The 11,112-nt window shown below is 61.6% G+C and carries 5 protein-coding genes and 1 pseudogene; all 6 read right to left on the reverse strand.

Features of this window, described 5'->3' with window-relative positions; translation table 11 throughout:
- Positions 1-116 precede the first annotated feature (116 nt).
- Positions 117-1,100: an IS5 family transposase gene (locus P0Y43_RS07900; protein ID WP_275635279.1), complete on the reverse strand. Its 984-nt coding sequence runs from the start codon at positions 1,098-1,100 to the stop codon at positions 117-119.
- Positions 1,101-1,161: 61 nt separating this feature from the next.
- Positions 1,162-1,701: pseudogene (tnpC, locus tag P0Y43_RS07905) on the reverse strand (IS66 family transposase); the annotation flags it as partial.
- Between the two features lie 107 nt (positions 1,702-1,808).
- Positions 1,809-2,387, reverse strand: coding sequence for a hypothetical protein (locus P0Y43_RS07910; RefSeq protein WP_275636750.1), 579 nt, complete (start codon positions 2,385-2,387; stop codon positions 1,809-1,811).
- 210 nt (positions 2,388-2,597) lie between these two features.
- On the reverse strand, positions 2,598-2,852 hold the full coding sequence (locus tag P0Y43_RS07915) for a hypothetical protein (protein WP_275636751.1): 255 nt from the start codon (positions 2,850-2,852) through the stop codon (positions 2,598-2,600).
- The gene (locus P0Y43_RS07920) at positions 2,849-10,129 is read right to left on the reverse strand and encodes a DUF637 domain-containing protein (RefSeq protein WP_275636752.1); all 7,281 of its coding nucleotides are present in this window, start codon (positions 10,127-10,129) and stop codon (positions 2,849-2,851) included. Before P0Y43_RS07920 ends, P0Y43_RS07915 begins: the two co-directional genes overlap by 4 nt.
- A gap of 23 nt (positions 10,130-10,152) precedes the next feature.
- Positions 10,153-11,112, reverse strand: a 960-nt coding sequence (locus tag P0Y43_RS07925) for a ShlB/FhaC/HecB family hemolysin secretion/activation protein (protein WP_275636753.1), incomplete at its 5' end; no start/stop codon positions are given.

The raw sequence follows: 11,112 nt of genomic DNA on the forward strand, positions 1-11,112 counted from the left end.
GGATGCTCCGAACAAGTCACCAGATATCCGCTCCCTGATCGCAGACAGCGTCGGTTCAGCCGGTTTTTCAGCCGCGCATTACACAAAAAACCAGAGACGCCTCTGGTTTTTCTGCATCACAGACGCACCTCTCCCGTCACGCTCAATAGTTGCCGCCGGGCCATCCACAGATTCGACAACGCAAAGAGCGTGGTCAGTTGCGCCGTGTTCTTGGCCAACCCGCGGAAACGAGTTTTCACGTAACCGAACTGCCGCTTGATGACGCGAAATGGGTGTTCGACCTTGGCCCTTGCCTGGGCTTTGACCTTTTCAATCCTGCGCCTGGCCTTGTACAGGGCGCTGCGCTTACTCAATTTCTTGTAAGTACTGCGGCGTGCTGCGATCTGCCAGATCACCTGCCGACCGTCATGTTCAGGCCGCTTCTCTACGCCGGTGTAACCCGCATCAGCACAGACAACATTCTCGTCACCATGCAGCAGATGGGCAACTTCCGTCACGTCAGCCACGTTGGCGGCGGTGCCATGGACATGATGTACCAGACCCGATTCAGCATCGGCTCCGATATGCGCTTTCATGCCGAAGAAGTACTGGTTTCCCTTCTTCGTCTGGTGCATTTCCGGATCGCGTTTGCCCTCCTTGTTCTTGGTCGAACTGGGCGCGTGGATGATCGTGGCATCGACGATTGTGCCCTGGCGCAGCGACAAGCCTTTGTCTCGCAGGTAGGCGTTGATGGTTTCCAGGATGCCTGCCGCCAACTGGTGCTTCTCCAGCAGGTGCCGGAAATTCATGATCGTCGTGTCTTCGGGGATTGGAGCGCTGAGCGTCAGTCGAGCAAACTGGCGCATCGAAGTGATCTCGTACAGCGCTTCTTCCATAGCCGGGTCACTCAGTGAAAACCAGTTTTGCAGTAGATGAATGCGCAGCATGGTTTCCAATGGATAGGGTTTGCGACCGCCACCTGCCTTTGGGTAATGCGGTTCGATCAACGCGACCAGTCCGCTCCACGGCACGACCTGTTCCATCTCGGCCAGGAAACGCTCACGACGGGTTTGCTTGCGCTTACCGGCGTATTCGAAATCGGAAAAGCTCATCTGACTCATGGGGTGGAGGCTTGCTCGGGCGTGAGAGTTGGGCGGAGGGCTATTTCAGCACAGGTCAGACGATCTGCGCTGACTTGATCGGAGAATCCCTAAACAGCCCGTTCTTTCGGCCGACGACAAACGGGCGGATGGCGCGCTCAGCGGCGTTATCGTCGATCGGCAAGTAACCGTGCTCGACGTAACGTTCCAACTTGCTCCAGTTGCTGGCCAGATAGCCAATGGCTTTGCCCAAGGCGTTCTGCGTCGTAACCTGGATCTGGGTTTTCTCTATCCAGCTCTTCAACTGAGCCAACACCGGCAAGCTACGCTCTTCACGGCCAATCTTGCGTGCCTCATCGCTGCCGCCTTGCAAATCGCGTTCAATGCCATAGCGCTTGTTGATCAGGTTCAGCGCAATGTCTGCGCGCCCAGTCTTGCCCTTCGGCTGCACGTTCTGCGCTTCAATGAACTTGCGTCGAGCATGTGCCCAGCAGCCCAATCGCTCGACGCCGTCCTGCGCGGCCAGCGCGTTGTACCCGGCGTAGTCGTCGGTCATGACATAGCCGCGAAAGCCATCCAGCAGGCGCGTTGGCACCTCCTACGCTCGGCTGGTGGCGTAGTCGGATCGGCAGGAAGAACGGGTTGCTCAGTGACGCGCCCAGGGGCGCGACGGCAGGGCCGATCGCACTGCTGATCCAGGGCCAGGGGGGATTTAGAGAGTGCTTACGATCAACCGATCACATCGAAGGTGCGCGCCTCTTCCTCGCTGATCTCGACCCAACCCTCGCGCAGGTAGCGGTCGGCGAGAAACTTTTGGATGAAGGCCATGTAGAACAGTTGAAGCCCTATCGCCACTGGGGCTGTCCACTGTGGTAGCAGCGTGAAGACCAGTCCCATGGCTGCGATCCAGATCAGCAGGTATTTAAACTGTTCGGCAAGAAGCAAGTACACCGGGCCGAAGAACATGATCATGAAGGTTTGAAACGAACTGACTTCTTCGACTTTTTGCAGTTTGGGATGTTTGAAATAACGGGCCATTCTTTGCGTCCTGTTGCTGAGAAATGGAAAGTTGGGGTGATGGGGCTTTGCCTCCCCCTCATTTAATCCTGATTGGCTAATATGCCCAACCTGACCAGTCGCTGGATTGTAAATCATGTCCAACCCACCTCCCTCATACTTAAAATATCCCGGCGCACCGCGAGGATCAGGGATAATTTTTGGTTTACTACTTAAAACCTCTTTAGCTTGAATAAATGGTGCAGGTCGTCCCTCACGCCACAACCGTTCATAATCAAAACCGCGAATCAAACTCCATTCATGCTTGGTCGGACTTTTACAGACGATGCGAAGTAGATTTTATTGATTAACGATTCGCCATCTGATTCATTGTTGGCGCTTAGCCATCACAAGATTTCTTTCCATATATGGTTGAAAACCCACCAAAATCTGAGCACTCGCGGCACTATATTTCAGCTTCTCTAAATCCCAGACAAACCTAACACACCCACAAATTTAAAATCAGTCGCCGCGCTTTTTCTTAAACTCTACCACCTTTGACTTCATCCATATCCCTAAAGCGACTGGAACCCCGCAAGACAATCCAACAATAATAGACTTATAAATCTCCTCCCAACCAAAAGTCCAACAGCCAAGCTTATAATAACCAACAATCGACCCTACAAGGTGCCCCAACACCCCAATCCCAAGAAAAAGCAATACAGAATACACCAGCAACATAGCCATCAAAAAAAAGCCAACTCTTTCCAGCTTCATTTTTTATCCCCTACAGAACTGACTTGCCCCCCAACGACTTCAGAGAATACAGAACCAGCCACGTTGCCGTATATATCAGCTGCTTCTCCGACAACTGGTTTCAACTGACCAGACACTCCTTGCCCTCCCTTAAAACCCAACACGCCACCCAGAGCTGTTCCCAGAAGTGAATACGTCGAATCCTCGCCCTTGATCAAACTCCCCACATAAGACCCACCCAATCCAGCACCAAGGGTAAACCCTAACCCTCTGCCCTGAGTTGCTCCACCAACAGTAGCAGCAATCGATGCATCCACGTAACTAAACGGCTTATTGGTGGACAACTGATAACTGATATTCGCCCCGCCGGAAATCGCCGCGCCTGATACGACACCTGCCACACCTGCTGCTGGCGCCACAAACACTCCCAATGTGCCGGGAGCATACACCCAGCCAGCGACATAATCATGACCTGGTCCTTGATACCCATCGCTTCTCGCTAGGGACCTGAACGCTTCAGAAACCTGATCCGGAGTCTTGCCTTTCTCGATCATATCGGTACCGAGACTGACGGCTTCCGCCCCCCAGGTCCCACCCGGATGCAAAAAATCGTTGTAACGCTGAGCATTCCCTGCCACCCAACTGGCGGTCTCAGGACTGCCATTGCCCAACGCTCCAGCCAAGACTCCAATAATTTGAGCGGTCGCAATCTTGAACTGGTCGTCCGTAGCAAACCGCGAATCCAAGTATTTACCTAGTTTTTCAGTTGTAACCGCCGTCAGCCCTTGTGCCGCAGCACCTGCTAGTGCACCCGTTTTAAAATCCCCGCCCGTTGCAGAAGAAAGTGCACCGCCCAAAACTGCATGCATCAGGATTTTTTGTGCAGACCCTGAACTTACTTTCAGGTATTCACCCAGATCACCGATCTGTTTATTCCCCAAAGCGGCTGTGAGATCGAGGCCTTCCGAAATGGCAGCGGCCCCAAGATTATCTTTTAAACTACCGCCATTTATCGCCGTATTCACACTGCCTGCGACCAAAGCATGTGTGCTGCTTCGAAGTACGTTCTCACCAGCCGTACTCCAATCCAACATACCTGAACCATAGCCTGGATTGTTGATACCATTTGCATTTAGAATCAATGGACCATCGGGATTCCAACCAGCGACGGCCGTATCTATTCCATTCAGAATTCCGCTCGTCACCATCTGGGTGGCATAGCCTTTTATGGCATCTTTGCTAGTGGCCGCTTTCAGACCTGCACCCATGTCTCCGCCGCCATTGATCGTACCAACCGCGAAGTTGCTAGCCATGGCTCCGGCAAGAGGGCCAAGGTACATGCTGGCGACAATAGAAATTATCAGCGCGGGTGCTGCACCCAACCCTGAGTTTTTGTAATTCCAACTGTCATGGATCTCCTTCACCAATCGCCAATCAACTTGACCGTTGGCTTCGGCCTGTTTGATCCACGCCAGTTGAGGCTCCGCCTGGACCATCGCATCAACCGCTTGACTGACTGTTTTTTGATCAATTTCCTTAATGTCAATACTGATCTTACCGGCAGCACGAATAGCTAACTCCCCCTGCGCCACCATCTGTGTCTGACGCAATGTCTCATCCGTATTACCCTTACCCTTGGCACTGTTCCACGCCAGGTTCAACTTGCTCTTCTCGTGACTCTCCTGATGCAGGTCCTTCACCCCTTCGAAGGTGATAGCACCACCGCTCTGCAGAATCAGATTGTTGCCACTGTCGAGCTTGGCCACCTGATAATGCTGGCTTGCACCACTTTCCAACATCAGGTCCCGGCCCGTAGTGATTTCACTACCGACATGCTGAACCTTCGTCACTTCGTCCCGCTGGGTCTGCTTCGCACCAAAGCTACCTTTCTTGACCATGTCGTACAGGCTGTAGTCACGCTCCTGCAGCGCCAACAGGTTCAGACCTTTGCTTGCGTAGACATACGCATCTTCACCGGCTTGGAGCTTGCTGCCTGCAAGCGTCACATCACCGCCGCCGATCAGGTCCAGATTGCCGCCTGCGGTGAGGCTTGCGCCAACTACACGGGTTTGCTCATCGACCGTATGAACTTTCTTGCCGCCGCGCTTGGAGTGGCTCTCGACGCTGTGCAGGTCCTCACCAGCAACCACATTGACATCGCCTCCGGCGGTGGCCAGAAGATTCCTGTCTGCCTGCACGCTGCTGGCGATGACATTCAGGTCGCCCCTCGCCTGCAGCGCGACACGCCCCCCCGCCGTCACACTCGACCCCAGTTGCTTTACCGTCTCCTCGGTACGCAACCCACCGCGAATGGCCTGCAGGCTCAGGGTGCGGTCCTCGACCGCCAGCAGGTTGATGTCCCCGCCAGCCTTCGCCGCCAGGTCGCCAGCGCTTTCGAGGCGCGCCTTGTTGGTCAGGTCGCCGGCGGCATCGAGGGTCAGGCTGTCGCGGGCGTTGATCACGCTGCCAACGTCGACACGCGTGGCACGCCCCGAGCCGACCGAGACTTCGGTGGCGGTGCGGTCGTTGACGATGTCGCCGGTCAGCGACACCAGGCTGACCTGGTTGCCGCGGATCTCGCCGGCCAGCGCGTTGCGGATGCTGTCCTGGGCCATCAGGCCCAGGCGTTGGTTGGCCTGCACCAGGCCGCCCTGGTACAGGCTGCCGCCCGCGGCGGCGCTGAGATCGTTGCTGGCACGCAGGGTGCCAACGTTCTTCAGGTCGCCGCCGGTCACCAGGTTGAGGTCGCGACCTTGCATCAGGCTGCCGCCACGCAGGTTGCGCGCGTCGACCTTGGCCAGGTACAGCACGGGCGCCAGCACGGTCTGGCCATCGACCACGCGCGACTCCATCCAGACGATGTCGTGGGTCAGCGCGGCCACCTGCTGCGCGGTCAGGCCTACGCCCAGGCTCAGGCCCAGGGCATCCTTACTGGCCACGGCGTTGTCCATCAGGTACTTGAACTGCTCGTAGTCGCTGTTCAGGCCGTCAGCGAGGAAACGCTGGCCGGTCTGGGCGCGCACGGCCTCGGCGATCAGGCGGGTTTCATAGCGGCCATCACCCAGCCGGCGGGCCGCCTGGTCGGGGTCGAAACCGAGATTGCCGAGCAGGTAGCTGGAGGCCATGAAGCGGCCGGGATCGGTGAGTTCGGGGTTGGTCTCGATCAGGTAGCCGGAGGCCGGGTTGCGGCTACGCACGAACAGGCCGTAGTCGCCCTGGGGCAGACGGAAACCCGGCAACGCGGTGGGGTCGATGCTGACGAAGGGCGCACCGCTGAAATCGACAGGGACGAAACTGACCTGGATGCTGCCGTCGGCGGCGGTGGTTTCGACGCGCTTGACGTCCTTCAGCGGGCCGGGGTCGCCGGCCTGGGTGCCGAGGGTGACACGCACCTCGCCAGCCTCCACTGCTGCGCTGTCCAGGGCCTTGCCGGTGAGCTGGGCGTTGGCGTGCGGTTCAAGGGTGCCGTTGACCAATTCACCGCTGACATTGAGCGACAGCATGCCGCCTGCCTGCACGGTACCGGTAAAGGCCGTGTCGGTACCCGGCAGAACCTGGGTGTTGCGGCCCAGGTACTGGTACTGGGTGACCGAGGCGGGAATCGGCGCCTGCTGCTCGGGCGGCAAGCCAGCGTTCTGTTGGTTCCAGGCAATGGTGTCGGCCTCAGCGACACGATATGCACCCTTGCGCACGCCGAGCAACCAGTAGGTGTCCTCCTCGATGCTGTTGTCGAGGGTCTGCCCGCGGTTGTAGAAGTTCTGGGCGTTGGCAGTAAGGTTGCGGTTGGCGGCCAGCAGGCTCTGGCCGTTGATCACGGTGACGGTGTCGAGCAGCAGGTCCTGGTTGGCCAGCAGGCGCGCAGCCGGCGAGTCGCGCAGCACCGTGCCTTTGTAGGTGGTAGTGACGATATAGGTCGCGGTATGGCGACTGCCCCTGCAATGGGTGCAGTTGATGCGAATGTTGCGGCCGGTCATGACCTTGCCCGGCTCGAAGTCGGCCTTGGCGTTTTCCAGGGTGGTGACCTTGAGGTCGATGTTGCGTTCGCTCTCGATGCTGCCGGAGAGGTTGCGCAAGTTGTCGGCCTTGCCGCCGTCGAGGGCCGCGTAACGCAGGTCACCCTTGCTGTAGATGTCGGCGTAGCGGTTGAGCAGGCTGGCGCTGCGTAGGTCCAGGTCGGCGCCGGCGAACAGCAGGCTGTCCTGCTGGTTGTCGATCATGCCGTCGACGCGCAGGCTGACCTTGCCCTGGGCACCGAGGGTGCCCTGGTTGACGAAGTTGGCTGCGGTAATGTCGAGAGTTGAGGTGCCGGTCAGCCGGCCGAGGTTGCTCAGGTTCCCCGACAGCGCCAGTACCAGCGGTGCGCCGCTGGCGATACGGCCGCCTTCCTGGGTCAGGTGACGCGCGTCGATGCGCAGGCCGCGCAAGGCGGAGATCAGGCCCTGGTTAGCCAGGTCGCCGGTCATCTGCAGGGTCAGCTTGCCGTCGCTGAGCAGCTCGCCCGCGTTGCTCAGGGACTGACCCGCCAGACGCAGGTCGCCGGCACTGGCGATGCGCTCGCCGGCACTCAGGGCGATGCCTTGCAGGCCGCTGATGTCGAGATTGCCATTGAGGTGCCAGGTGCCGACGCCCTCGACCGTGCCGAGTGTCCAGGTGGCGTTGCCCAGACCGTTGATCTGGCCCAGGGCGCTGCTCAGGTGGGCCGCGCGCAGTTGCAACTGGCCCTGGGCAGCGTGCTCCAGGGTGCCGCCCTGGTTGAGCAGGCTCGGCGCCTGCAGCAGCAGGTCAGTGCTGGCACTGGCGATGCGCCCGCCACGGTTGTCCAACTGTTCATCCAGGACCAGTCGGGTCTGCGCGCCAGCATGGCCGATCAGGCGGCCACCGCTGCGATTGTCCAGGCGTTGGCCGTCGACCAGCAGTGCCTGGCTGGCTTCGATCAGGCCAGTGTGGTTGACCAGGCGCTGTACGGTCAGTTGCAGGTTTCCGTCCAGACTGCTGAGCGCGCCGGCGCTGTTGTCCAGATCCGCCGCACTGACGCGAATGGCACTGGCCACCAGGCTGCCCTGCTGGTTTTCCAGACGCCCCGAGCCCAACAGCAACTCCGCCAGCGCGCCGCCGGCGAGCAGCTTGCCCTGCTGGTTGCTCAGGGTGGTGGCGGTGATCTTCAGGCCATCGCTGCCAGCCAGTACCTGGCCCTGGTCGCGGTTGTCGAGACGCTGGGCGGCCAGCTCCAGGCGCGTGCCGAGCAATTGGCCGCCCCGGTTGTCGAGCACGCCGCCACCGACGTCGGCCTTCAGTTGCTGGCCGACCACTACGCCTGCGCGGTTGTCGAGGCTGGCAGCGTTGACCGTCACCGCCGCCGCGGCCCGCAGCAGGCCCTGTTGGTTGTCCACCGCGCCGCGGGCGTCCAGTTGCAGGGCGCCGCTGTCGGCGATCACCTTGCCGCCGAGGCTGTTGTCCAGGCGGGCAAGGTCGAGCCCGACGCTGGTGCCGAGCACGGTGCCGCCCTGGTTGAGCAAGGCGCCGCCATCAACCTGCACATGGCCGCTCGCCTGCAGGGTGCCGTCGCGGTTGTCCAGTTGCTGCTCGGCACGCACGCGCACCGGGCCGTCGTTGGCGACGATGCGGCCCTGGCGGTTGTCGATGCTTTGGGCGTTCAGCTCGAGGGCCTTGCCGACCAGCGTGCCCTCGCGGTTGTCGAGACGGGACACGCGCACCTGCTGGCGCGCGGCAGACAGTGTGCCGACCTGGTTGTCCAGGTCCGTGGCATCGAGGCCCAGTTGGCCCTCACTGGCGATCAGGCCTTTATCGGCGTTGTTCAGGTCGTCGGCCGACACCTTCAGCCCCTGCACGCCGATCACCTGCCCGCCGCGGTTGTCCAGCCGGCCAGCGGTGGCCACCGTCGCGCTGCCCTTGCTGTTCAGGACACCGTCGTTGCGGTTGTCGAGGCTGGCGGTGCTGACTTCCAGCGCCTGTGCAGCCAGCACCTGGCCCTTGCGATTGTCCAGGTGCGTGGCGCTGAGCCGCTGGCGCTCGCCTTGCAGCGCACCGCCACGGTTGTCGAGGGTCTGGGCGACGGTGACGCTAAGGTCGCGGCCGGCGATGACCTGGCCGCTGTTGGTCATGTTCCGGCTGGCCAGGGTGACATCGCCGCGGCCGTTGCGGCTGTTGTCAGGCTCCACACCCGCTTCGATCACGCCGCTGTTGCTCAACTGGCCTGCTTCGAGGCGGACCTGCCCGCGCGCCGCCAGGGTCTGCCGGTTGGCCAGCTCGCCACTGCTGCGCAGGTCGACGTCGCCTGCAGCGTAGGTCTTTCCGCCCAACTCGAGCTGCGTAGCCTTGACCGTCAGGTTGCCGGTGCTGCTGGCCTGGGCCATTGTCACCTTGCCGTTGGCATCGAGCTGCAGGTCGCCGGCCGACGCCGCGACGTCACCCGCCAGGCGCACGCCCACCCCCGCCTCAGTGCCCACCAACTTGATCGCCCCGGCGTACATGCCTCCCAGGGCGCTGGAGTCGATGGCCAGTGCCGGCGTATCCCCGCTGGCGCCCGTGCGCGGGGTGGCGGCCAGGGTCTGGGCGTCGACATCGTTGCGCCCGGCGATGATCGTCAGATTGCGCGCCTGGAGCTCGGCGTTGACCTTGGCACTGCGGGTGATGATCTCGAAACGGTCGACGTTGCCGGCATTGAGCCCCGCGCCTTCGATGGCCACGCTGCCTTGGTCGACCTGGAAGCGGCTCAACTGGCCGTTGTCGATCACCGGCTTGCCGGTGCTCAGGGTCACCTGGGGCGTATTGATGAAGCCGCAGCCGTTGCAGGTGATGCCGTGCGGGTTAGCGACGATCACCCGCGCCGCCTGCCCGGCCACCTCGGTGTAGCCGCGCAACTGGCTGGGGTTGGTGCCGTTGACTTCGTTGAGGATGGTGCTGGCGGCCGCCCCTTGCAGGTTGGGGTTGCCGAGGATGATCCCGCCCAGTTGCGTGGCCTGGGTGCGGTCAGTGGCGTTGTTGAGGATCAGGCCCTGCTGGCCGACGTTGTAGTCGCTGAACTGGTTGTGCGAAAGCCCACTGCCGTTGGGCGCGGCGATGTTGACGATCGGCACGCCGTTGCCCGCCTGGCCGAGGCTGGTGCCCGGCGCGCTGACCACCACGCCGTCGGCGGCCTGGGCCCACAGCGGTTGCCAGAACATGACGTTGGCCAGCAGGAACGCCAGGCCGCGCTTGGGCAGGCCGCAGAACTGCGTGCGCGGCTGCAGGCGGGCGGATGGCTGGCGGGCAAGGAAGGCGAAGCGGCGAACGTCCATGTGCTGTCTCTTGAATCGGTGGGTCAGATGAACAGGTCCAGGCGGAAATACACCGGGCGTTCCTTGTCGGGTAGCGCCTCTGGGCGCTCCAGGCTGTGGGCGAAGGTCACGCTGGCGGCCAGGTGCTGGCCGCGGGCGAACAGCTCGAAGGCGTGGCTGCTGGCACGGCCATGGCGGTCGCCGTTGTAGCGATCGTTGCGGATCACGCCCAGGTCGTAGCCCAGGCCCACGCCATACTCGGCCACCGCTGGGCGCAGGGCGGCCCAGGTGACCGGGCGGGTCCAGCGCAGGTCGTTACGCCAGTACGCGCCACTGTCGCCCGACAACGACTGGTCCTTGAAACCGCGCACCGAGGCCTCGCCCCCCAAGCTGATGCGCTGCGGGCTGAACAGCACGTCCTCGCTGCGCTGGCCGGTGGCCAGGCTGCTAAAGCTCAGGTTCTCGCCGAGCACCTGGAAGCCCTGCACGTAGCTGAGCGTGGCGCTGTACTTGCGGTAACGCGCAACGGGCTCGCCGGGGCGCGGGTGGCCGTTGCCCTGAGCGTCGAAGGCGCCGATGCCCTCCTGGATGCCCAGGTCGAGGTTGACGAAGGCGTTGCCCAGGCGACGGCCGTGGTTGAAGCCGAACTGCGCTTCGCTCAGGCGGTTGCTGCTGGCCTCCAGGCGGCTGTCCTCGATGTAGTTGTTGGTGCGCAGGTGGGCGATGCCGGCGTTGAGCGAGGTCTTGCTGGTGGCGTCGCGGTGCACCACGCGCTCGGCGCGCAGTTGGTGGTTCTGGCTATCGCCGGTTTGCTTGAAGCTGAAACCGTTGCCCTGGGCCTGGGCGCGGTACTCGCTTTCGCTGTAGCTGTAGCTGAAGTTCCACCAGCCCCAGGGCAGGTTGTAGTAGAGCACGCCGTTCTTCGAGCCCTGGGTGTGGTCGCTGACCACGTCATGGCCGCCGCGCACTACCAATTGGTCGGCAAGGCCCAGCGGGCTGTCCCA

The sequence above is a fragment of the Pseudomonas entomophila genome (genome assembly GCF_029193575.1).
Lineage (GTDB): Bacteria > Pseudomonadota > Gammaproteobacteria > Pseudomonadales > Pseudomonadaceae > Aquipseudomonas > Aquipseudomonas entomophila_G.